At 73.2% G+C, this 22,426-nt stretch carries 18 protein-coding genes; 14 read left to right on the plus strand and 4 right to left on the minus strand.

What is annotated here, in order from left to right:
• Positions 1-138: 138 nt before the first annotated feature.
• Positions 139-1,806, minus strand: coding sequence for a PucR family transcriptional regulator (locus AC6I72_RS24950; protein WP_498003395.1), 1,668 nt, complete (start codon positions 1,804-1,806; stop codon positions 139-141).
• A gap of 201 nt (positions 1,807-2,007) precedes the next feature.
• Positions 2,008-3,810 carry a glycoside hydrolase family 15 protein gene (locus tag AC6I72_RS24955; RefSeq protein WP_498004817.1) on the minus strand — a complete coding sequence of 601 codons (1,803 nt, stop codon included), beginning with the start codon at positions 3,808-3,810 and terminating at the stop codon, positions 2,008-2,010.
• A gap of 514 nt (positions 3,811-4,324) precedes the next feature.
• Here AC6I72_RS24955 and pyrG point away from each other — a divergent pair.
• From pyrG to AC6I72_RS25000, 9 genes are all read left to right on the plus strand, one after another.
• Complete coding sequence (gene pyrG, locus AC6I72_RS24960) at positions 4,325-5,974, plus strand: CTP synthase (protein WP_498003396.1); 1,650 nt, start codon at positions 4,325-4,327, stop codon at positions 5,972-5,974.
• A gap of 89 nt (positions 5,975-6,063) precedes the next feature.
• Entirely contained in the window at positions 6,064-6,693 is a 630-nt protein-coding gene (locus tag AC6I72_RS24965) for an NUDIX domain-containing protein (RefSeq protein ID WP_498003397.1), read from the plus strand.
• Between the two features lie 417 nt (positions 6,694-7,110).
• Positions 7,111-9,219: a tetratricopeptide repeat protein gene (locus AC6I72_RS24970; protein ID WP_498003398.1), complete on the plus strand. Its 2,109-nt coding sequence runs from the start codon at positions 7,111-7,113 to the stop codon at positions 9,217-9,219.
• A gap of 134 nt (positions 9,220-9,353) precedes the next feature.
• Entirely contained in the window at positions 9,354-10,478 is a 1,125-nt protein-coding gene (gene ald, locus AC6I72_RS24975; RefSeq protein WP_498003399.1) for an alanine dehydrogenase, read from the plus strand.
• Between the two features lie 413 nt (positions 10,479-10,891).
• Positions 10,892-12,028 carry a ParA family protein gene (locus AC6I72_RS24980; protein WP_498003400.1) on the plus strand — a complete coding sequence of 379 codons (1,137 nt, stop codon included), beginning with the start codon at positions 10,892-10,894 and terminating at the stop codon, positions 12,026-12,028.
• On the plus strand, positions 12,013-12,600 hold the full coding sequence (locus tag AC6I72_RS24985; protein WP_498003401.1) for a hypothetical protein: 588 nt from the start codon (positions 12,013-12,015) through the stop codon (positions 12,598-12,600). Before AC6I72_RS24980 ends, AC6I72_RS24985 begins: the two co-directional genes overlap by 16 nt.
• Before the next feature lie 258 nt (positions 12,601-12,858).
• Complete coding sequence (locus AC6I72_RS24990; RefSeq protein ID WP_498003402.1) at positions 12,859-14,112, plus strand: segregation and condensation protein A; 1,254 nt, start codon at positions 12,859-12,861, stop codon at positions 14,110-14,112.
• Positions 14,109-14,762 carry an SMC-Scp complex subunit ScpB gene (gene scpB / locus AC6I72_RS24995; protein WP_498003403.1) on the plus strand — a complete coding sequence of 218 codons (654 nt, stop codon included), beginning with the start codon at positions 14,109-14,111 and terminating at the stop codon, positions 14,760-14,762. The genes AC6I72_RS24990 and scpB overlap by 4 nt, the downstream gene beginning before the upstream one ends.
• Positions 14,762-15,883: a pseudouridine synthase gene (locus AC6I72_RS25000; RefSeq protein ID WP_498003404.1), complete on the plus strand. Its 1,122-nt coding sequence runs from the start codon at positions 14,762-14,764 to the stop codon at positions 15,881-15,883. The genes scpB and AC6I72_RS25000 overlap by 1 nt, the downstream gene beginning before the upstream one ends.
• Here the strand turns inward: AC6I72_RS25000 and AC6I72_RS25005 are convergent.
• Both AC6I72_RS25005 and AC6I72_RS25010 read right to left on the minus strand, forming a co-directional pair.
• The gene (locus AC6I72_RS25005) at positions 15,798-16,619 is read right to left on the minus strand and encodes a nucleotidyltransferase domain-containing protein (RefSeq protein ID WP_498003405.1); all 822 of its coding nucleotides are present in this window, start codon (positions 16,617-16,619) and stop codon (positions 15,798-15,800) included. The genes AC6I72_RS25000 and AC6I72_RS25005 overlap by 86 nt on opposite strands.
• 22 nt (positions 16,620-16,641) lie before the next feature.
• Positions 16,642-17,127: a Rieske (2Fe-2S) protein gene (locus AC6I72_RS25010; protein WP_498003406.1), complete on the minus strand. Its 486-nt coding sequence runs from the start codon at positions 17,125-17,127 to the stop codon at positions 16,642-16,644.
• A gap of 456 nt (positions 17,128-17,583) precedes the next feature.
• Here AC6I72_RS25010 and aroH point away from each other — a divergent pair, with 456 nt between their 5' ends.
• From aroH to der, 5 genes are all read left to right on the plus strand, one after another.
• Positions 17,584-17,946, plus strand: coding sequence for a chorismate mutase (gene aroH / locus AC6I72_RS25015; RefSeq protein ID WP_037860616.1), 363 nt, complete (start codon positions 17,584-17,586; stop codon positions 17,944-17,946).
• Positions 17,943-19,028, plus strand: a complete 1,086-nt coding sequence (locus AC6I72_RS25020) for a prephenate dehydrogenase (RefSeq protein WP_498003407.1) — start codon at positions 17,943-17,945, stop codon at positions 19,026-19,028. Before aroH ends, AC6I72_RS25020 begins: the two co-directional genes overlap by 4 nt.
• 155 nt (positions 19,029-19,183) lie before the next feature.
• The gene (gene cmk / locus AC6I72_RS25025) at positions 19,184-19,915 is read left to right on the plus strand and encodes a (d)CMP kinase (protein WP_366725750.1); all 732 of its coding nucleotides are present in this window, start codon (positions 19,184-19,186) and stop codon (positions 19,913-19,915) included.
• Positions 19,837-20,580 carry a lysophospholipid acyltransferase family protein gene (locus AC6I72_RS25030; RefSeq protein ID WP_498003408.1) on the plus strand — a complete coding sequence of 248 codons (744 nt, stop codon included), beginning with the start codon at positions 19,837-19,839 and terminating at the stop codon, positions 20,578-20,580. The genes cmk and AC6I72_RS25030 overlap by 79 nt, the downstream gene beginning before the upstream one ends.
• Before the next feature lie 77 nt (positions 20,581-20,657).
• Entirely contained in the window at positions 20,658-22,142 is a 1,485-nt protein-coding gene (der, locus tag AC6I72_RS25035) for a ribosome biogenesis GTPase Der (protein ID WP_498003409.1), read from the plus strand.
• Positions 22,143-22,426: the final 284 nt, after the last annotated feature.

Below are 22,426 nucleotides of genomic sequence, written 5' to 3' on the forward strand. Positions count from 1 at the left end.
CCCGGCCGCCCTTCGAGGCGCGCCGCCCGCCGTTCGCCGTGCCATGCCCGCCGTCCGTGACGCCCCGGCCGTCCTTCGCGGCGCCCCGCCCGCCGTCCGCGACGCCCCGGCCGTCCTTCGCGGCGCCCCGCCCGCCGTTCACGACGCCACGTGCCGCCGGGCCCGCAGCGCCAGGCTCAACGCCAGCACCGTCTGCGGGTCGTCCAGGTCGGTGCCCAGCAACTCCCCGATCCGGGCGAGCCGGTTGTAGAGGGTCTGACGGTTCAGGTGCAGCTCGCGGGCCGTCTCCGCCTTGCGGCCCGCGTGCGCCAGATACGTCTGGAGGGTGGGGAGCAGCGGCGGCTTGGAGCGGCGGTCGTGGTCCTGCAGCGGACCGATGGCACGCTCCACGAAGGCCGCCAGGTCCGGATGGCCGCGCAGCCGCCACAGCAGCAGGTCGATGTCGAGGCGGCGCGCGTCGTACCAGGGCCGCTCCGGCAGCCCCTGCGCCGCCGTCGCCGTCTCGGCGGCGTGCCGCAGGCCCGCCGAGGCCGCCGCCCAGCCGCCCGCGACACCGACGACCACCACGGGCTGCGGGTAGCCCCGGCCCGCGGAGGCCGGGGGAGGAGCGGGGCGCCGCAGGCCGGCCCGTTCCCCGCCCGCCCGCAGCGCCGCAGCGACCCGGTCCGCGACCGCCGACCGCTCCGCCTCGGCGCGCAGCCCGACCAGCAGCAGCACCCGGCCCTCGACCGGCCGTACGCCCAGCAGGGCCGGCACACCGACCGCGGCCAGTTCCTCGGCGACCGCCCGCGCCAGCACCGCCCAGCCGCCCCCGCCGCCCGGTGCCAGGGCGTCCCCGAGCCGCATGACCACGGGCAGCAGGGGGCTGCCGCCCGGTTTGAAGCCGAGCACCCGGGCCTGCGCGGGGGCGTCCTCCGCGGCGATACGGCCCTCGGCGAGGTCGGTGAGGAAGTCGCCGCGTCCGCGCGCGGCCAGCTCCTCCTCCTGGCGGGCCTGCATCAGCACCACGGCGAGGATCCCGGCCGCCCGTTCGGCGGCCATGCGGTGCACGGGGGCGAGCGGGGCGCGCACGGGCAGCAGGACGAGCCGGGCGCGGACCGAGCCGGGACCGACGCCGCCGCCGGGCACATCCACCAGGACGGAACCGGCGGGCGGCGGGGTCTCCTTGTGCTGGCCGCGCAGTCCTTCCCAGACCTGGAGCGCGTCGGCGCCCTCCGGCCCGGCGCCCGCCGCGTACAGCAGCCGTCCCTCCGCGGTCTCCAGGAAGACCGGGTTGGAGCCGAAGTCGGCGAGGATGCCGAGCACCTGCGGCACCCCGCCGCCGCCGAGCAGCGCCTCGGTGCAGCGCCGGTGCACTTCCTCGGCGCGCTGGAGCAGGGCGTAGTGACCGTTGACGATCTCCGTGTGGATCTCTTCGGTGACCGTCACGAACGGCACCTCGCGGTGCAGCTGGACGAGCGGGAGACCGGCCGAGCGGGCGGTCTCGACGAGGGCGGCGGGCAGCCGGCTGAAGCGGGGGCCCAGCTCCACGACGAGGGCCGCGATACCGCGCTCGGCCAGGGTGCGGACGAAGGCGCGCTGGTCGGCGGGGCGGGTGCCCAGGCCGTAGCCGGTGGTCAGCAGGAGTTCACCGCCCTTGAGCAGGGAGGCGATGTTGGGGACCTCCCCGGCGTGCACCCAGCGCACGGTGCGGCCCAGCCGGTCGCCGCCGGCCACGATCTCGGGCAGGCCGCTGCGGAGGCCGGGCAGTTCGAGGGCGCGCTGCACGGTGATCCCGGCGCCCTCGGTGTCGAGTCTGCGGTCCATGAAACCGGACGCTACCTGGGGAAACGCCACCGGGACAGTGCGGGGTGGAGGCCACCGGGGACGGGGCCGGGCGAAGGCCGCCGGAACAGGGCCGGGCGGACGTCACCCGGGACAGGGCCGCGCCGACGTCACGGGGACAGGGCCGGGTGCACGGCGTCCCGGCGGCCGGGGTGGGCCGCCGGGACGCCGCCCCGGTGCGTCTCAGCCCCCGTACGCCCCGCTGGCCGTCAGACGCAGCGCCGTGTCGATCAGCGGGACGTGGCTGAAGGCCTGCGGGAAGTTGCCGACCTGGCGCTGCAGGCGGGGGTCCCACTCCTCCGCCAGCAGGCCGAGGTCGTTGCGCAGGGACAGGAGCTTCTCGAAGAGCTTGCGCGCCTCGTCGACGCGGCCGATCATCGCCAGGTCGTCGGCCATCCAGAACGAGCACGCGAGGAAGGCGCCCTCGTCGCCGGGGAGGCCGTCGACGCCCGCGTGGTCGCCGTCGGTGGGGTAGCGCAGGATGAACCCGTCCGAGGTGGACAGCTCCCGCTGGATGGCCTCGATGGTGCCGATGACCCGCTTGTCGTCCGGCGGCAGGAAGCCCATCTGCGGGATGAGCAGCAGGGAGGCGTCCAGCTCGCGCGAGCCGTAGGACTGGGTGAAGGTGTTGCGCTCCTTGTCGTAGCCCTTCTCGCAGACGTCCCGGTGGATCTCGTCGCGCAGGTCCTTCCAGCGGTCCAGCGGGCCGTCGACGTCACCGGACTCCATCAGCTTGATCGTGCGGTCCACGGCGACCCAGGCCATGACCTTGGAGTGCACGAAGTGCCGGCGCGGCCCGCGCACCTCCCAGATGCCCTCGTCCGGCTCCTGCCAGTGCTTCTCCAGGTAGCGGATCAGCTTGAGCTGGAGCAGCGAGGCGTAGTCGTTGCGGGCCAGGCCCGTCATGTGGGCCAGGTGCAGGGCCTCGGTGACCTCGCCGTAGACGTCGAGCTGGAGCTGGTGCGCGGCGCCGTTGCCGACCCGGACCGGGGCGGAGTTCTCGTAGCCGGGCAGCCAGTCCAGCTCCGCCTCGCCGAGTTCGCGCTCGCCGGCGATGCCGTACATGATCTGGAGGTTCTCCGGGTCGCCGGCGACGGCGCGCAGCAGCCACTCGCGCCAGGCGCGGGCCTCCTCGCGGTAGCCGGTGCGCAGCAGCGAGGACAGGGTGATCGCCGCGTCCCGCAGCCAGGTGTAGCGGTAGTCCCAGTTGCGTACGCCGCCGATGTCCTCCGGCAGGGAGGTGGTGGGCGCGGCGACGATGCCGCCGGTGGGGGCGTAGGTCAGGGCCTTCAGCGTGATCAGGGAGCGGATCACGGCCTCACGGTAGGGGCCGTGGTACGTGCAGTGCCCGACCCACTCGCGCCAGAAGTCCTCGGTCGCCTCCAGCGACTGCTCGGGCTCCGGCTCCGGCGGCGCCTCCTTGTGCGAGGGCTGCCAGGAGATGGTGAACGCGATCCGGTCACCGGGAGCGACCGTGAAGTCCGCGTACGTGGTCAGCGACTCGCCGTAGGTCTCCACGGATGTGTCGAACCACACGGAGTCCGGGCCCGCGACCGCCACGGTGCGGGCCTCGTTGCGGTGCACCCAGGGCACGACCCGGCCGTAGGAGAAGCGCATGCGCAGGGCGGAGCGCATCGGCACCCGGCCGGTGACGCCCTCCACGATGCGGATCAGCTGCGGGGCGCCGTCCCGCGGGGGCATGAAATCGGTCACGCGGACGGTGCCGTGCGGGGTGTCCCACTCCGATTCCAGGATCAGCGAGTCGCCGCGGTAGCCGCGCCGGTCGGCCGTGGGCGGCTCGGCACCCTCCGGGAACGCGGGGCCGAGCCGCCAGAAGCCGTGCTCCTCGGTGCCCAGCAGGCCGGCGAAGATGGCATGCGAGTCGAAGCGGGGCAGGCACAGCCAGTCGACCGTCCCGTCCCGGCAGACCAGGGCAGCGGTCTGCATGTCTCCGATGAGTGCGTAGTCTTCGATGCGCCCGGCCACGTGCAACTCCAGTCGAACGGCCACGTCACCCCGCATTCGGGGCGGTCGCTAGTGCGGTCAAGGGGGGTGTGATGCGTCGTTGAGCGGTGCAGCAGACCGCCGGTCGGCCGTGAGGCAGAACGACAACCTTTGCTCAACGAACTGACGAGCTCTCGTTGTTCCGGTGTGTACGGGCGGGGGTGGTGCCGTTTTTTCCGGCCGGGCTCGGCAGCGAGTGTCCGAGCAGGATACGACGCACGCAGATGATCCGCGTGCCGCTCCGGGCAACCAGCATGCGCCGAACGGGTGAGCCAGGGGTGAGGGATCCGTGACCGTCGCGCACCCGTGCCGACCTGTGCGCGGAGCGTGGCCGGAAGCCATCACCGTCCGGCGCTGATACCCTGGTAGCCCGTGGACCGGTGGGCTCGAAACCCCCGAACCGCAGCGACGGCACCCCAGCCGGACAACCCGGGTTCCCCGGGCCGGACCGCCGTACCGCACGACAATCCGCGACCACGGGAGCCCCCTCTTGGCCATGCCGCCCAAATCAACGACGACCAAGCACATCTTCGTCACCGGGGGTGTCGCCTCCTCGCTCGGAAAGGGCCTCACCGCCTCGAGCCTCGGCATGCTCCTCAAGGCCCGGGGCCTGCGCGTCGTGATGCAGAAGCTCGACCCGTACCTGAACGTCGACCCCGGCACGATGAACCCCTTCCAGCACGGTGAGGTCTTCGTCACCAACGACGGCGCCGAGACCGACCTGGACATCGGCCACTACGAGCGCTTCCTCGACCGCGACCTGGACGGCTCGGCCAACGTCACGACCGGCCAGGTGTACTCGACGGTGATCGCCAAGGAGCGGCGCGGCGAGTACCTCGGCGACACGGTGCAGGTCATCCCGCACATCACCAACGAGATCAAGCACCGCATCCGGCGCATGGCCACCGACGAGGTGGACGTCGTCATCACCGAGGTCGGCGGCACGGTCGGCGACATCGAGTCGCTGCCGTTCCTGGAGACCGTCCGCCAGGTCCGCCACGAGGTCGGCCGGGACAACGTCTTCGTGGTGCACATCTCGCTGCTGCCCTACATCGGTCCCTCCGGTGAGCTGAAGACCAAGCCGACCCAGCACTCGGTGGCCGCGCTGCGCAACATCGGCATCCAGCCGGACGCGATCGTGCTGCGCTGCGACCGCGAGGTCCCGACCGCGATCAAGCGGAAGATCTCGCTGATGTGCGACGTCGACGAGGACGCCGTGGTGGCCTGCCCCGACGCCCGCTCGATCTACGACATCCCGAAGGTCGTGCACACCGAGGGCCTGGACGCCTACGTCGTGCGCAAGCTCGACCTGCCCTTCCGCGACGTGGACTGGACGACCTGGGACGACCTGCTCGACCGCGTCCACAACCCCGACCACGAGATCACCCTCGCCCTGGTCGGCAAGTACATCGACCTGCCCGACGCCTACCTGTCGGTCACCGAGGCGCTGCGCGCGGGCGGCTTCGCCAACAAGGCCCGGGTGAAGATCAAGTGGGTCACCTCCGACGACTGCAAGACCCCGGCCGGCGCCAAGGCCCAGCTCTCCGACGTCGACGGCATCTGCATCCCCGGCGGCTTCGGCGACCGGGGCGTGCTCGGCAAGGTCGGCGCGATCCGCTACGCCCGCGAGAACAAGATCCCGCTGCTCGGCCTCTGCCTGGGCCTGCAGTGCATCGTGATCGAGGCCGCGCGCGGCCTCGCCGACATCTCGGACGCCAACTCCACCGAGTTCGACCCGGCCACCGCGCACCCGGTGATCTCCACCATGGCCGAGCAGATGGACATCGTCGCCGGTGAGGGCGACATGGGCGGAACCATGCGGCTGGGCATGTACCCGGCCAAGCTGGCCGAGGGTTCCATCGTGCGCGAGGTCTACGACGGCAAGGAGTACGTCGAGGAGCGCCACCGCCACCGCTACGAGGTGAACAATGCCTACCGCGCCGAACTGGAGAAGAAGGCCGGCATCGTCTTCTCCGGCACCTCCCCGGACGGCAAGCTCGTCGAGTACGTCGAGTACCCGCGCGAGGTCCACCCCTACCTGGTCGCCACCCAGGCCCACCCGGAGCTGCGCTCGCGCCCGACCCGCCCGCACCCGCTGTTCGCCGGGCTGGTGAAGGCCGCCGTGGAGCGGAAGACCGGCAAGTAACGCACCGGTTGTACGGTTGCCGGGGTGCCCGCCGCGATGGTGGGCACCCCGGTTGCGTACAGCTACGGCAAGGTGCGGGAGGACAGGGCATGACGATCAAGGACACCCCCGAGGAGTGGGAGGTCCGGGGGACCCGGACGCCGTTCACCGGGGCCAAGACCTCGATGCGGACCGACGAGGTGGTCATGCCCGACGGCTCGGTGTCCTCCCGCGACTACCAGGTCCACCCCGGCTCCGTGGCCGTCCTCGCCCTGGACGAGCAGGACCGCGTCCTGGTCATCCGGCAGTACCGCCACCCGGTGCGGCAGCGGCTGTGGGAGATCCCGGCCGGACTGCTCGACGTGCCCGGCGAGAACCCGCTGCACGCCGCCCGGCGCGAGCTGTACGAGGAGGCGCACGTCAAGGCGGAGGACTGGCGGGTGCTGACCGACGTCTACACCACGCCCGGCGGCTGCGACGAAGCCGTGCGGATCTTCCTCGCCCGTGACCTGTCCGAGGCGGAGGGCGAGCGCTTCGAGGCCGAGCACGAGGAGACGGACATGGAACTCGACCGGGTGCCGGTCGGGGACCTGGTGCGCGGTGTGCTCGCCGGCGAGCTGCACAACAACTGCCTCGTGGTGGGTGTCCTCGCGCTGGTGGCGGCACGGCAGGGCGGTGCGGGCCTGGACGCGCTGCGTCCGGCACAGGCCCCGTGGCCGGCCCGCCCCTTCGCGTCCTGAACCGGCCGCCGGCCTCCTGGACGGGCGGTCCGCTCCCTGAGCCCGCGCGCCCCGCGCCCCGCTCTGCGAGTCGGCCGCTCGCTCCCTGAGCGGGCCGTCGCCCCCCCCGAGCGGGCCGCCTGCCTCCTCGGCCGGCCGCCCGTTCTCCGAGCCGGCGCCTCGCTCCCCGGACCGGCCGCTCGCTCTCCCGGCCCGCTCGTCCCCTGAGCAGTCGCCTGGCCCCTTGCGTGGGCCACTCGGCCCCTACAGCGGGCGCGGCGGGCCGTGCTCCCGTCCGGTGTGACCATCGGCTGATCCGATTGGGCGACCTCGCGCCGCGCTCGTCCCGGAACGTCGCAGAGCGTCAACTAGGCTCTTCAAACGCCCGTACCGGAGTCCCGGCGGGTATGCGCGTGCGGTGGGACGGGAGTGTGGCCCGTGACGGATCAGGCGGTGGACGCAGGTGGCGCGAACCCGTCCGGTGACGACCGGTCGCCGGCGGCCCCCGAGCGCCACTTCCTCGGCCGTGCACGGGAGTTGAAGGAACTGCGCGCCGACATCGCGCGCGCCGGGCTCGACACCATCTCCGGCCGCAAGGCCCCCCGCGCCCGCGTCCTGCTGGTCGCCGGCAGGCCCGGATCCGGCCGCACCGCGCTCGCCGAGGAACTGGTACGGCAGGTCGCGGACCGTTACCCCGACGGCGTGCTGCGGGCCCGGCTCACCGAGCCCGACGGCACCCCCGTCCCGGTCGGCCGCACCGCGGGCGAGCTGCTCACCGCCCTCGGCCTGCCCGCCGCGCCGGGCGCCGCCGAGGACGACCTGACCGACGCCCTGCGCACCGCGCTGGCCGAGCGCCGCGTCCTGCTCCTGCTCGACGACGCGGCCGGCGCCGAGCAGGTCGACGCGCTGCTGCCGGACAACGCCGACTGCCTGCTCGTCGCCGTCGCCCAGGGCCCGCTCACCGGCATCGCCGACGTCCGCCCCTGCACCCTGGGCGGGCTCGACACCAAGTCCGCCCTCGACCTGCTCACCCAGCACATCGACCCGGTGCGCATCACCGTCGACCCGCGCGCCGCCGAGAACCTGGTCGAGGTCTGCCAGGGCCAGCCCGCCGCCCTCACCCTGGCCGGCGGCCTGCTCGCCGCCCACCCCGAGGAGACCGTCTCCGACCTCGCCAAACGGCTGCACGCCGACACCGGGGAGAGCGCCCCCCTCGCCCGCGTCCTGCACCTCGTCCACGCGGACCTGCCGAAGTCCGCCGCCCGGATGCTGCGCCTGCTCGCCCTCGCCCCGGCCGGCGACGTGGACCCGCACACCGCCTCCGCGCTCGCCGGCACCTCCCTGGACGGCGCCCGGCCCCTGCTCGACCGCTTCGCCGCCCTGGGCCTGCTGCGCCCCCTCCCCTCCCCGCTGCCCCGCTACGAGGTGCCCGGCTGCCTGCACCCGCTGCTGCTGGCCCTCGCCGAGCGCGAGGAGCGCCCCGCCGAGCTGCAACTGGCCCGGGCCCGGATGCTGGAACGGACCGTACGGCTGCTCCAGTCCTGCCGGGCGGTCACCGAGACCGACAGCCCGGAGACCCGGGAGAAGCTGAAGAACCTGCCGCCCGCCCTGCGCTTCGCCGACCCGGGGGCCGCCGGACAGTGGCTGCGGGCCCGCAGGCCCGCGCTGCTGGCCGCGGCCCGGCTCGCGGTCGCCGACGGCGAGCTGGACACCCTGGCCCGCCGCCTGATGTCCCAGCTGGTGCGGGCGATGGTCGCCCACCTGGGCACCCAGGCCGCGGCCGGTGACCTCTACGGCATCCACCGCCTGGTCCTCGACGTCGCCGAGCGGCAGCGTCTGCCCCGGGAGCAGGCCGCCGCCCTGCTGAACCTGGCCGACCTGGACGCCCGCACCGGCCGGACGGCGAAGGCGCTCGCCCGCTACCGGGCCGCGCTGGACGCCGGACGCGTGGCGAACGACCCGTACGCGACCGGCCGCGCGATGGAATCCGTAGGCGCCGCGCACCAGGAACTGGGCGACCACGACCGGGCCGCCGACTGGTTCGGCCGCGCCCTGGCCCAGCGGCTGGCGCGCGGCGAGCACGCCGACGCCGCCCGGCTCTACGGCCGGATCGCCGCCGCCCACACCTACGCCGGCCACTACGGCGAGGCGCTGCGCAACTGGCGGGCCGCCGTCGCCGCGCACCGCAGGACGGGCGATGTCGCCGCCCACGCGCGGGCGTTGAGCGAGCTGGCCCGGGTCCAGGAGTACGCGGGACGGCCCGAGGAGTGCCTGCGCACCTGCCAGGAGGCGGTCGAGTGGGCCCGCCGCGCCGAGGACGTACGACTGCAGGCCGCGCTCCAGCTGCGGCTCGGCGACACCCTGGAACGGCTGGGCGATCCGGCGGCGGCGCAGCTGCACCGGGGGGCCGCCGAACGCCTGCTCGCGGGCGGGATCCGGCCGGGCCGGACCCCCGCCACGGCCGGAGCGGAGGCCCCCGGAGCCGACACATCACAGGAACAGGACGGAAAGGCCTGCGAAATCCGCAGCACATCCGCAGAAGATTGATGCAATGAAAGGCTAGACAGCGCGAACGCCTTCATTAAACTGGCTCTGCCGCTCGTTCTCCTGCGGTGTCTCCTGGTATGCCCCCGCATGCCGGGGTACGTCTTTATTGCCCCACATTCCCTGAGTCAAGGACCGTGATCGACGTGAAGGTCGGCATCCCCCGCGAGGTCAAGAACAACGAGTTCCGGGTGGCCATCACCCCGGCCGGCGTGCACGAGCTGGTGCGAAACGGCCACCAGGTCGTCGTCGAGCGGAACGCGGGCGTCGGCTCCGCGATCCCGGACGAGGAGTACGTGACGGCCGGCGCCGAGATCCTCGGGACCGCCGACGAGGTCTGGGCCGCCGCCGACCTGCTGCTCAAGGTCAAGGAGCCGATCGCGGAGGAGTACCACCGCCTCCGCAAGGACCAGATCCTCTTCACCTACCTGCACCTGGCCGCCTCCAAGGAGTGCACGGACGCCCTCCTGGAGTCCGGCACCACGGCGATCGCCTACGAGACCGTCGAGCTGCCCAGCCGCGCGCTGCCGCTGCTCGCCCCGATGTCCGAGGTCGCGGGCCGCCTCGCCCCGCAGGTCGGCGCCTACCACCTGATGCGCGCGGCCGGCGGCCGCGGCGTGCTGCCGGGCGGCGTCCCGGGCGTGCCGGCCGGCAAGGCCGTCATCATCGGCGGCGGCGTCTCCGGCTGGAACGCCGCGCAGATCGCCATCGGCCTGGGCTTCCACGTGACCCTGCTCGACAAGGACATCAACAAGCTCAAGGAAGCCGACAAGATCTTCGGCACGAAGATCCAGACCGTCGTCTCCAACGCCTTCGAGCTGGAGAAGGCCTGCCTGGAGGCCGACCTCGTGGTCGGTGCCGTCCTCATCCCGGGCGCCAAGGCCCCGAAGCTGGTCACCAACGAGCTGGTGTCGCGGATGAAGGCCGGAAGTGTCCTTGTCGACATCGCGATCGACCAGGGCGGCTGCTTCGAAGACTCCCACCCGACCACGCACGCCGAGCCGACCTTCAAGGTCCACGAGTCGGTGTTCTACTGCGTCGCCAACATGCCCGGCGCGGTCCCCAACACCTCGACCTACGCGCTGACCAACGCGACGCTCCCGTACATCGTCGAACTCGCCAACCGCGGCTGGGTGGAGGCGCTGCGCCGCGACGCCGCGCTCGCCAAGGGTCTCAACACCCATGACGGCAAGGTGGTCTACAAGGAGGTCGCCGAGGCGCACGGCCTGGACCACGTCGAGCTGGAGACCCTGCTCGGCTGAGCCCCGGCGTCGAGGAGTCGACCAAGTCACCCGACGGAAAAAGGCGATACGTCAACTCGTGTCGTCAACGCCACGCACCCGGCCGGACCTTGCCCCACAAGGTCCGGCCGGATGTGTGTATGGTCACTTCGCCGCACACGGCCAACTCGCCTCGAACGCAACCATTCGACCGATTCACGCACCGGTGAAACCTGCTGTGCGACGGTCGTACGCCCTTGACAGAGGGATGTTTCATTGCCGACACATCGGGCCGGGTCCGGCGGATTGTGTTGCTGCGGACGCCCGACACGCCATAGAGTCGCCAACCGTCGGCATGGTGCCACGCTGACCTGTCTAGAAGTTCCCTGGTCACCAAGGAGGTAAGACGACTTGTGAATGAGTCGACATTTTCTCCCGGGGGTGGTCAACCAGGAATGCCTGCGCGGGGCCAGAGCCCCACGGGGCTCGAGGCTGTCGGCTCCGTCGCTGTGCGCACCTTCGCAGCCCACCAGGGTCACCGGTTCCCGCTGGTGACCCAGCCAGGACACCAGAGCATGGATGGCCATCACGTGAACGCCATGGCCGGCGACGGAAGTGGCGCGCCCCACAACCACTTCGCCGACTACGACGAACTGCCCGAGGGGCACTTCTACGACCCCGACGCCGAGTACGAGCCCGATCCCGAGTACGCGGCCACACTCGCGCCCGACGCTGCCCGCCAGCGCCGTGAGCGCATCGGTCCGACCGGACGCCCGCTGCCGTACTTCCCGATCCCCGGTCCGCTGACCGACCACGGTCCCGCGAAGATCATCGCGATGTGCAACCAGAAGGGCGGCGTCGGCAAGACGACGTCGACCATCAACCTGGGTGCCGCGCTCGCGGAGTACGGACGCCGGGTGCTGCTCGTGGACTTCGACCCGCAGGGCGCGCTGTCGGTGGGTCTCGGCGTCAACCCCATGGAGCTGGACCTCACCGTCTACAACCTGCTCATGGAGCGGGGCATGTCCGCGGACGAGGTCCTGCTGAAGACCGCGGTCCCCAACATGGACCTGCTGCCCAGCAACATCGACCTGTCGGCCGCCGAGGTGCAGCTCGTCTCCGAGGTCGCGCGCGAGTCCACGCTCCAGCGGGCGCTCAAGCCGCTGATGGACGACTACGACTACATCGTCATCGACTGCCAGCCCTCGCTCGGCCTGCTCACCGTGAACGCCCTGACGGCCGCACACAAGGTGATCGTGCCGCTGGAGTGCGAGTTCTTCGCGCTGCGCGGTGTCGCGCTGCTGACCGAGACGATCGAGAAGGTCCAGGAGCGCCTCAACCCCGACCTGGAGCTGGACGGCATCCTCGCCACGATGTACGACTCGCGCACCGTGCACAGCCGTGAGGTGCTGGCGCGTGTCGTCGAGGCGTTCGACGACCACGTCTACCACACGGTCATCGGGCGCACGGTCCGCTTCCCGGAGACCACGGTCGCCGGTGAGCCGATCACCACGTACGCCTCCAACTCCGTCGGTGCCGCCGCCTACCGCCAGCTCGCCAGGGAGGTGCTCGCCCGGTGTCACGCCGAGTGAGTCTGCCGGGGGCCGACGAACTGTTCCGTACGACAGGGGGGACCGCGCTCCAGGCGTCCACTCCCCGGCGCCAGCCGGGCGGCGAGGCCCGGGTGCCGGCTCCGGCGGGGGAGAGCGACGCCACGGCCGTCCCGGCGGAGGACGCGCCGCAGGCGGTGCCCGCGCAGGGCGGTGACGGCGAGGGCGCCGAACACGCGGCGGCCGACGCCGAACCGGCGGAGGCGGGCGAGTCCCGCAGCCGTGGCGCCGCGGGCGCCGGGGCGGAGCGCGGCGGGCGGCGCCAGGCGGCGCCGGAAGGTTCCGCGGCGGGCGCCGCGGGGGCGGCCCGCAAGCGCGGGAGGTCGGCGGCGCGCCGCCCCAGCGGGCGGGAACGGCATGACGAGAAGATCACGGTGTACGTCTCCGCCGAGGAACTCATGGACCTGGAGCACGCGCGCCTGGTCCTCAGAGGCGAGCACGGCCTGGCCGTGGACCGGGGCCGCATCGTGCGCGAGGCGGTCGCCGTGGTCCTGGCCGATCTGGAGTCCCGCGGGGACGCGAGCATCCTCGTCCGCCGACTGCGCGGACGGTAACGGTAGCCTGCGGAGGCTATGACCTCGAACGACGTTCCGCCCGCAGGCCCGGGCCCCGCCGCCCGCAGGCGTGCGCTGGGGAGGGGACCGGGGACGAGCGCTCCGCCGCCGGAGCCCGCCCCGCCCGCGGTGCCTGCCCCGCCGACGGCGCCCGACGCACCGCCGGCGCCCGTGGTGGATCCCGCCGGCCCGGTTCCGCCGACGCGGCGGCCTGCGCCCGAGGCGCGCCCGGAGCCCGAGGTGCGCCCGGAGCCCGAGGTGCCTGCGGAGCCGGTCGCCCCGGCCGGAGCGGGCGTCGCCCCGGCGGAACCGACCCAGCCGGCCGGTCCGCGCGGCGAGCCGGCTCCCCGCCCCGGCGGTCCCGGCAGCTCGGTGAGCGCGGACGGCGCTGCGGGCGCGGACGGGACCGGTGGCGGGCCCGGCACCGGTGGTGCCGAGAGCGCGCCCGGTACCGGAGTTGCGGAGGGAACGGACGGCACCGGTGGCACCGAAGGCACCGGCGGCGCGGACGGTGCCGGTGGTGCCGAGGGCGTGCCCGGTGCTGGTGGTACGGAGGGCGCGGACGGGGGCGCGAGCGCCGGGACGGCAGCGAGCGACGACGGTGTCTTCAAGGTCCGGCTCGCCAACTTCGAGGGGCCCTTCGACCTGCTGCTCCAGCTGATCTCCCGGCACAAGCTCGACGTCACCGAGATCGCCCTGTCGAAGGTGACCGACGAGTTCATGGCGCACCTGCGCGCCATGGGACCCGAGGGCGACCTGGACCGGACGACCGAGTTCCTGGTGGTGGCGGCCACGCTGCTCGACCTGAAGGCGGCCCGGCTGCTGCCCGCCGCCGAGGTGGAGGACGAGGCCGACCTCGCCCTCCTGGAGGCCCGGGACCTGCTCTTCGCCCGCCTGCTCCAGTACCGCGCGTACAAGCAGATCGCCGACATCTTCAACGAGCGGCTCGACGAGGAGGCCCTGCGCCACCCCCGTACCGTCGGGCTCGAACCGCACCACGCGGAGCTGCTGCCCGAGGTCGTCATCAGCATCGGCCCGGAGGGGTTCGCGCGGCTCGCGGTCAAGGCGATGCAGCCCAAGCCGAAACCGCAGGTGTACGTGGACCACATCCACGCACCGCTGGTCAGCGTGCAGGAACAGGCGGGGATCGTCGTCGCCCGGCTGCGGGAGCTGGGGGAGGCCAGCTTCCGCGCACTGGTGGAGGACACCGACGACACCCTGACCGTCGTGGCGCGGTTCCTCGCGCTGCTGGAGCTGTACCGCGAGAAGGCCGTGGCGCTTGACCAGGAGACGGCGCTCGGCGACCTGCTCGTGCGCTGGACCGGCGGGGACGGCGATGCGCGGGCCATGGTGACCGACGAGTTCGACCGGCCGCGTGAAACGCCCGCGGAACCAGGGGCGGACGACCCCGCAGCGGGCGACCCCGCGGCGGGCGGGCCGGGATCGGCCGAGCCCGGAGAAGACGAGCCCGGCGTGGGTGAGCCCCGGGGAGACGAGGAGGAGAAGGCGTGAGCGAGGAGACCACCGAACTGCCCGCGGGCCTGCGCGGCGTCGCCGGCCTCGACCTCAAGCCCGCCCTGGAGGCCGTCCTGATGGTCGTGGACGAACCCGCCACCGAGGAACTGCTGGCGAAGACGCTCCAGCGGCCCCGGCGGCAGGTCGCGGACGCGCTGCGGGAGCTGGCCGACGAGTACACCGTGCAGGGGCGCGGCTTCGAACTGCGGCGGGTCGCCGGCGGCTGGCGCTTCTACACCCGCCCCGAGTACGCCGCCGCCGTCGAGGGCTTCGTCCTGGACGGGCAGCAGGCCCGGCTCACCCAGGCCGCGCTGGAGACCCTGGCGGTGGTCGCCTACCGCCAGCCGGTCAGCCGCAGCCGGGTCTCCGCCGTCCGCGGAGTCAACTGCGACGGCGTGATGCGCACCCTCCTCCAGCGCGGACTGGTCGAGGAGGCGGGCGCGGAACCCGAAACAGGTGCGATCCTGTACAGGACGACGAACTACTTCCTGGAGCGGATGGGCCTGCGCGGTCTGGACGAGCTCCCGGAGCTGGCGCCCTTCCTCCCGGAGGCGGAGGCGATCGAGGCCGAGACCCAGGAAGCCGTACCGTCGTTCGATCCGGACGCCCCGGATTCCGAGGACGCAGACGACAAGACGGAACTTTGATGCGAAGCAGCAGCGGCAGGAACAGCAGCGGAAACAACGGCGGGAGCCGTGGTGGCAACAGCGGCGGCCGCGGCGGGAGCGGTGGCGGTCGCGGTAACCACCGCGGCGCCGGCAACTCCCGTGACGACAACCAGGGCGGCCGGCCGAAGAAGCCGCGTCCGGAGGAGCGGCGCTACGACGTCGGTCCCGGCGCCACCCAGTCCGGCCCGAAGTCCGGGCGGGGCGCCTCGGCGCGCGGCGGCGCCAAGGGCGGCCCCCGGCAGGGCCAGGGCACCGGGCGGGACCGCTCGGCGCCCGCCCGCTCCCGTGAGTACGAGACGCGCGCCGAGGAGCGCAACCGCGAGCGGTACGCGGGCAAGAAGGAGATCAAGCTGCCCAAGACCTTCCCGGGCGCCGAGCAGGAGGGCGAGCGGCTGCAGAAGGTGCTCGCCCGCGCCGGGTACGGTTCGCGGCGCGCCTGCGAGGAGCTGATCGAGCAGGCCAGGGTCGAGATCAACGGCGAGATCGTCCTGGAGCAGGGCCGCCGGGTCGACCCGGAGAAGGACGAGGTCAAGGTCGACGGCCTGACCGTGGCCACGCAGTCGTACCAGTTCTTCTCGCTGAACAAGCCCGCCGGCGTCGTCTCCACCATGGAGGACCCCGAGGGCCGGCAGTGCCTCGGCGACTACGTCACCAACCGCGAGACGCGGCTGTTCCACGTCGGCCGGCTCGACACCGAGACCGAGGGCGTCATCCTGCTCACCAACCACGGTGAGCTGGCGCACCGCCTGACCCACCCCAAGTACGGCGTGCGCAAGACCTACCTCGCGCACATCGTCGGCCCGATCCCGCGCGACCTCGGCAAGCGCCTCAAGGACGGCATCCAGCTCGAGGACGGCTACGCGCGCGCCGACCACTTTCGGGTCGTCGAGCAGACCGGCAAGAACTACCTCGTCGAGGTCACCCTGCACGAGGGCCGCAAGCACATCGTGCGGCGCATGCTCGCCGAGGCAGGCTTCCCGGTCGACAAGCTGGTCCGCACCGCGTTCGGCCCCATCACCCTGGGCGACCAGAAGTCGGGCTGGCTGCGCCGTCTGTCCAACACCGAGGTCGGCATGCTGATGAAGGAAGTCGACCTGTAGGCGGCACACCTCCGCCCGGGGCCGGGACCGTCCAGGCGGGACCGGCCGGGTGGTGGGCGAGGGCCGAGGCGTGGCGGACCCGGATCAGGAAGTCCTCCACGCGCCGCTGGTCGGGTTCCGCGGGGAGCGGGGTGCGCAGGCACGCCCGCTCGGCCTCGTCGGCCAGGCGGCCCGCCCAGGACTCCACCTCGGACCAGGAGACCTCGCCGCGCTTGACGGCCAGCAGACGGGGCCGCGCGTCGCCTACGTCGAGGGCCGGACGCCCCGTGCGCAGCAGGTCCCGGGCGCCCGCCAGCAGCCGCAGCAGGTGCATCGCGTGCTTCCAGCGCGGGGCGCCGTGCGCGCGTACGTCGGCGTCGAGCCTGCGGCGCTGGTCGCGGGCGTAACCGATGAAGGTGGCGTACACCCTGCGGGACAGGAACGCCTCGCGCAGGGCGAGCAGTTCGCGGCCGGTGCCGTCGGCGTGCTCCACGAGCGGGGAGTGCAGACACTCCAGGATGTTCGGATTGCCGCGCAGCGCCAGTGCGCAGAAGCGCTCCAGTTCCCAGCTGAACTGTTCGGGCCGGGGCCCGTCGACGTGCGTCGGAGGCTTCTCGAAGCGCCAGAAGAGCGGGGCGGGGGCGACGAAGACGCCACGGCGGTCCGTGTCGCTGCTCTCCGTCGCCAGCCCGAAAGCCCGCGAGCCCATCACACAGGCGTAGATCGTGTGGTCGCGTACCAGGTCCTCGGGCTGCATGCCCGGGAGCGTACGCGGACCGTCAGGCCAGGCGGATGGAATTTCCCTCCACCTTGATCTCCTTGGGGGCCAGCGGCCGGGCCGCCGGGCCGTGGGCCACCGAGCCGTCGGCGGCATGGAACATGCTGCCGTGGCAGGGGCAGGCGATGGTGCCGTTCTCCACCGAGGCGACGGTGCAGCCCTGGTGGGTGCAGATCGCGGAGAAGGCCTTGAACTGGCCCTTCACCGGCTGGGTGACGACGACCCCGTGCTCCTTGATGATCTTTCCGCCGCCGACCGGGACGTCACCGGTCCGCGTCAGTTCCGCGCCGGCGGCGGCCGTGCTGTGCGACGGGGACGCGGCGGCGGCCGTGGTCGGCGGGGCCGTGGACGGGGTCTGCGGTGCCGCCGAGGAGGCGTCCGCGGCGGACGAGCTGCCGCCGCCCGAATTCGAGTCGCTGCAGCCGGCGGCGAGTGCCGCGGCGGCGCCCGTTGCGAGAACCGTGCGCCGGGTCGATCCCTGAGTCATGCCGTCACTCCGAGGGGTGCCGAGGTGGGGGGAGCCGCTCCGAGCGGAGCGGAAGCATCTTCGCACCGAAGACTCCCAAGTCGAAGTAAATCGGCGTCGAGTGGTGCAAATGGTGCAGCGCTGTGCGTCTGCTCGCGGCCGGGCGCGTACCCGCCCCTTGCGCCGGCGCGTACCCGCTCCCGGGCGCCGGGGCGTACCTGCCCCCGTCCCGCGCGTACTCGCCCCCGGCCCGACGCGTTACCCGCCCCCGGCCCCGGCGCGTTACCCGCCGCGCCCCGCCTGGCCCGCCCCCGCCCCGGCCCCGGCGGGGAGCCGCCCCCGCCCCGGTGGCTTCGCCTCCCGTCTCAGCGGGCGGGCGCCGCGCGGGACCCGCCCGCCGCCTGACTAGGCTGGTCGGCCACGAGCCGGTACGCCGGCGCGCGACAACCGGTACACACGTCAGCGAGGAGCAGCGCCGTGGCGGTACGAGCGGTCCGGGGGGCCGTCCAGCTGGAACAGGACGACGCCGGTCACATGAGCGAGCAGGTCGGAGCCCTGCTGAGGGCCGTCCTGGAACGCAACGGCCTGACCCCCGACGACCTGATCAGCATCTGGTTCACGGCCACCCCCGACCTGCACAGCGACTTCCCCGCCGTCGCCGCCCGCCGGCTCGGCATCGTCGACGTACCGTTGATCTGCGCGCAGGAGCTGGACATCGAGGGCGCGATGCCCCGCGTGGTCCGTGTCCTCGCGCACATCGAGACCGACCGGCCGCGCGCCGAGATCGCCCACGTCTACCTCGGGGCGGCGGCCGCCCTGCGCAAGGACATCGCCCAGTGAGGAACGCACTCGTCATCGGCACCGGCCTGATCGGCACCTCGGCCGCCCTGGCGCTCGTCCGGCGCGGGGTGGGCGTGCACCTGGCCGACCGGGACCCCGAGCAGGTCCGTACCGCCGTCGCGCTCGGCGCCGGCACGGGCGAGGCGCCCGAAGGAGCCGTCGACCTGGCGATCGTGGCCGCCCCGCCCGCGCACGTCGCCGGGGTGCTCGCGGACGCCATGCGCCGGGGCCTGGCCCGCGGCTACCTGGACGTGGCCAGCGTCAAGGGCGGCCCGCGCCGCGAGCTGGAGGCGCTGGGCCTGGACCTCAGCGGTTACATCGGCACCCACCCCATGTCGGGCCGGGAGAAGTCCGGCCCGCTGGCCGCGACCGCCGACCTCTTCGAGGGCCGCCCCTGGGTGCTCACCCCCACCCGCGACACCGACACCGAGGTCCTCAACCTCGCCCTGGAGCTGGTCTCCCACTGCCACGCGGTCCCGGTCGTCATGGACGCCGACGCCCACGACCGCGCGGTGGCCCTCGTCTCCCACATGCCCCAGCTGGTCTCCAGCACGGTCGCCGCGCGTCTGGAGCACGCCGAGGAGGCGGCCGTGCGGCTGTGCGGGCAGGGCATCCGGGACGTCACGCGGATCGCCGCCTCCGAGCCGCAGATGTGGATCGACATCCTCTCGGCGAACCCGGGCCCGGTCGCCGACCTGCTCGCCGACGTCGCCGCCGACCTGGACGAGACGGTGCGGGCCCTGCGGGCACTGCAGTCCTCCGACGAGGCCAAGCGCATCGAGGGCGGTGCCGGTGTCGAGGACGTGCTGCGGCGGGGCAACGCCGGACGGGTCCGGGTGCCCGGCAAGCACGGCTCCGCGCCCAGGGCGTACGAGGTCGTCGCCGTGCTCATCGACGACCAGCCGGGACAGCTGGCCCGCATCTTCGCCGACGCCGGGACGGCCGGGGTCAACATCGAGGACGTCCGCATCGAGCACGCCACCGGGCAGCAGGCCGGTCTGGTGCAGCTGATGGTCGAACCGAAGGCGGTCCCCGTGCTGACGGCGGCCCTGCGGGAACGGGGCTGGGCGCTGCGGCAGTGAGGGCCGCGGGCCGCGGAGGCGGGGGCCCGGACACCGCTGCGCGGAGGCCGCACCCTCCGGCAGTCGGAGGGTGCCCGGGCAGCCAGTAACCTTGTGCGGGGGCCCCTGGGTCCCGTACACCCGCCCGCCACCCTTCACCAGGAAGGTGCCCCGCTGTGGAACACGGCGCCGCCCGGACCGCCCAGCCCGTGATTGTCGCCATCGACGGCCCCTCCGGCACGGGCAAGTCGAGCACGTCGAAGGCCGTGGCCGCGCAGCTCGGCCTGAGCTACCTGGACACCGGCGCCCAGTACCGGGCGATCACCTGGTGGATGGTGACCAACGGGATCGACATAGAAGACCCGACCGCCGTCGCCGCCGTGGCCGGCAAGCCCGTGATCGTCTCCGGCACCGACCCGGCGCACCCGACGATCACCGTCGACGGCGTGGACGTGGCCGGTCCGATCCGCACCCAGGAGGTCACCTCCAAGGTCAGCGCCGTCAGCGCCGTGCCGGAGGTGCGGACCGTCATCACCGAGCTGCAGCGCTCCCTGGCCGGCGGCGCCGAGCACGGCATCGTCGTCGAGGGCCGCGACATCGGCACGACCGTGCTGCCGGACGCCGACCTGAAGATCTTCCTCACCGCCTCGCCCGAGGCCCGTGCCGCCCGCCGCAGCGGCGAGCTGAAGAACACCGACGTGCACGCCACCCGCGAGGCCCTGATCAAGCGGGACGCGGCCGACTCCAGCCGCAGCACCTCCCCGCTGGCCAAGGCGGACGACGCGGTCGAGGTCGACACCACCGACCTCACGCTGGCCCAGGTCATCGAGTGCGTCGTCACCCTCGTCGAGGAGAAGCGGGGCGCCGGGCAGGCGCGGGCCGCCGAGGAGAAGCGGGCGGCGCTGTGAGTCTTCCGTCGGAGCGTGCGGCGGCCGTGCCGTCGGAGCGCGGTGCGGACGTCGGCCGCCGTATCGGCGTCGGGCTGATGTACGGGCTGTGGCGCCCGCGGGTGCTGGGCGCCTGGAAGGTGCCGGCGAGCGGCCCGCTGATCTTCGCCGTCAACCACTCGCACAACGTCGACGGCCCGATGGTCATGGGCGTGGCGCCCCGGCCGGTGCACTTCCTGATCAAGAAGGAAGCGTTCGTCGGCCCCCTCGGCTCCTTCCTGACCGGCATCGGCCAGCTCCAGGTGGACCGGCACAGCGCCGACCGCACGGCGATCACGCGGGCACTGGGCGTCCTGGAGCAGGGCGGCGTCCTCGGCATCTTCCCCGAGGGCACCCGCGGCGAGGGCGACTTCGCCTCGCTGCGCGCGGGCCTGGCCTACTTCGCCGTCCGCAGCGGGGCGCCGATCGTCCCGGTCGCCGTCCTGGGAAGTTCCGAGCGGCGGGGACGGTTGATGAAGGGGCTGCCTCCGCTGCGCTCGCGCGTGGACGTGGTCTTCGGCGAGCCCTTCGAGGCCGGCGACAGCAGCGGCAGGCGCACCCGGCGGGCGCTGGACACGGCCACCGAGCACATCCAGAAGCAGCTCGCCGACCACCTGGAAAACGCCAGGCGCCGCACCGGGCGCTGAGCAACACTTGAGTAGTGGATCACCGCGAACGGCTGTGTTCCACCGACCACCACGATGAACTACGAGGTACGGACTTCATGAACGACGACATCCAGCCCGACGGCTCGGCCGAGCACGAGTACGAGCACGGGGCGCTCGGTGACGCCGAGTACGCGGAGTTCATGGAGCTGGCCGCCGAAGAGGGCTTCGACCTGGAGGACGTGGAGGGCGCCATCGAGGCCGCCGGACACGGTCCGCTGCCCGTGCTCGCCGTCGTCGGCCGCCCCAATGTCGGCAAGTCGACCCTGGTGAACCGCATCATCGGCCGCCGTGAGGCGGTCGTCGAGGACAAGCCCGGCGTCACCCGCGACCGCGTCACCTACGAGGCCGAGTGGGCGGGCCGCCGCTTCAAGGTCGTCGACACCGGCGGCTGGGAGCAGGACGTCCTCGGCATCGACGCCTCCGTCGCCGCCCAGGCCGAGTACGCCATCGAGGCCGCCGACGCGGTCGTCTTCGTCGTCGACGCCAAGGTCGGCGCCACCGACACCGACGAGGCCGTCGTCCGGCTGCTGCGCAAGGCCGGCAAGCCCGTGGTGCTGTGCGCCAACAAGGTCGACGGCCCCAGCGGTGAGGCCGACGCCTCCTACCTGTGGTCCCTCGGCCTCGGTGAGCCGCACCCGGTCTCCGCGCTGCACGGCCGGGGCACCGGCGACATGCTGGACCGGGTCCTGGAGGCGCTGCCCGAGGCGCCGCGCCAGAGCTTCGGCGCCGCCGGCGTCGGCGGCCCGCGCCGCATCGCCCTGATCGGCCGCCCCAACGTGGGCAAGTCCTCCCTGCTGAACAAGGTGGCCGGCGAGGAGCGCGTCGTCGTCAACGAGCTGGCGGGCACCACCCGCGACCCGGTCGACGAGCTGATCGAACTGGGCGGCGTCACCTGGAAGTTCGTCGACACCGCCGGTATCCGCAAGCGGGTCCACCTCCAGCAGGGCGCCGACTACTACGCCTCCCTGCGCACCGCCGCCGCCGTCGAGAAGGCCGAGGTGGCCGTCATCCTGATCGACGCCTCCGAGTCCATCTCCGTGCAGGACCAGCGCATCGTCACCATGGCCGTCGAGGCGGGCCGTGCGGTCGTCCTCGCCTTCAACAAGTGGGACACCCTCGACGAGGAGCGCCGCTACTACCTGGAGCGGGAGATCGAGACCGAGCTGGGCCAGGTCGCCTGGGCCCCGCGCGTGAACGTCTCGGCCCGCACCGGACGGCACATGGAGAAGCTGGTCCCGGCGATCGAGACCGCGCTGGCCGGCTGGGAGACCCGGGTGCCCACCGGCCGCCTCAACGCCTTCCTCGGCGAGCTGGTCTCCGCCCACCCGCACCCCATCCGGGGCGGCAAGCAGCCGCGCATCCTCTTCGGCACCCAGGCGGGCACCAAGCCGCCCCGGTTCGTCCTGTTCGCCTCTGGCTTCATCGAGGCGGGCTACCGGCGCTTCATCGAGCGCCGGCTGCGCGAGGAGTTCGGTTTCGAGGGCACGCCGATCCACATCTCGGTGCGGGTGCGCGAGAAGCGCGGCGCGAAGAAGAAGTGACGCGGGCGCGCGGGTGACGCGCGCGACGTGAAAGGGCGGTCCCCGCACCGGGGACCGCCCTTTTCCTGTCCGTACGCCGTCCGGACACCGCTGGTACGCCGGCCCCGCACCTTCCGCGCGCCGCCCGCAACCGCTGCCGGGGCGCTGTCCGCGGTCGTCCGCGCGGTCCCGCAGGCGTCCGCAGGCCGCCGTTGCGCGGCCTGTACGCCTCCGTGGCCGTCCCGCGGGCGTCCGCGCGGACGTCACGCGGTCGGCAGGCCGCCCCCACGCCGGTGCCGGGGCCG

This window comes from Streptomyces sp. Xyl84 (assembly GCF_059731885.1).

What these genes read in the sequence shown, in the direction of transcription:
- AC6I72_RS24950 (WP_498003395.1), bottom strand. Translation starts at nt 1,806, where the DNA reads ATGGACCGCAGACTCGACACCGAGGGCGCCGGGATCACCGTGCAGCGC.
- pyrG (WP_498003396.1), top strand. Translation starts at nt 4,325, where the DNA reads ATGCCGCCCAAATCAACGACGACCAAGCACATCTTCGTCACCGGGGGT.
- AC6I72_RS24965 (WP_498003397.1), top strand. Translation starts at nt 6,064, where the DNA reads ATGACGATCAAGGACACCCCCGAGGAGTGGGAGGTCCGGGGGACCCGG.
- AC6I72_RS24980 (WP_498003400.1), top strand. Translation starts at nt 10,892, where the DNA reads ATGCCTGCGCGGGGCCAGAGCCCCACGGGGCTCGAGGCTGTCGGCTCC.
- AC6I72_RS25000 (WP_498003404.1), top strand. Translation starts at nt 14,762, where the DNA reads ATGCGAAGCAGCAGCGGCAGGAACAGCAGCGGAAACAACGGCGGGAGC.
- AC6I72_RS25005 (WP_498003405.1), bottom strand. Translation starts at nt 16,619, where the DNA reads ATGCAGCCCGAGGACCTGGTACGCGACCACACGATCTACGCCTGTGTG.
- AC6I72_RS25010 (WP_498003406.1), bottom strand. Translation starts at nt 17,127, where the DNA reads ATGACTCAGGGATCGACCCGGCGCACGGTTCTCGCAACGGGCGCCGCC.
- der (WP_498003409.1), top strand. Translation starts at nt 20,658, where the DNA reads ATGAACGACGACATCCAGCCCGACGGCTCGGCCGAGCACGAGTACGAG.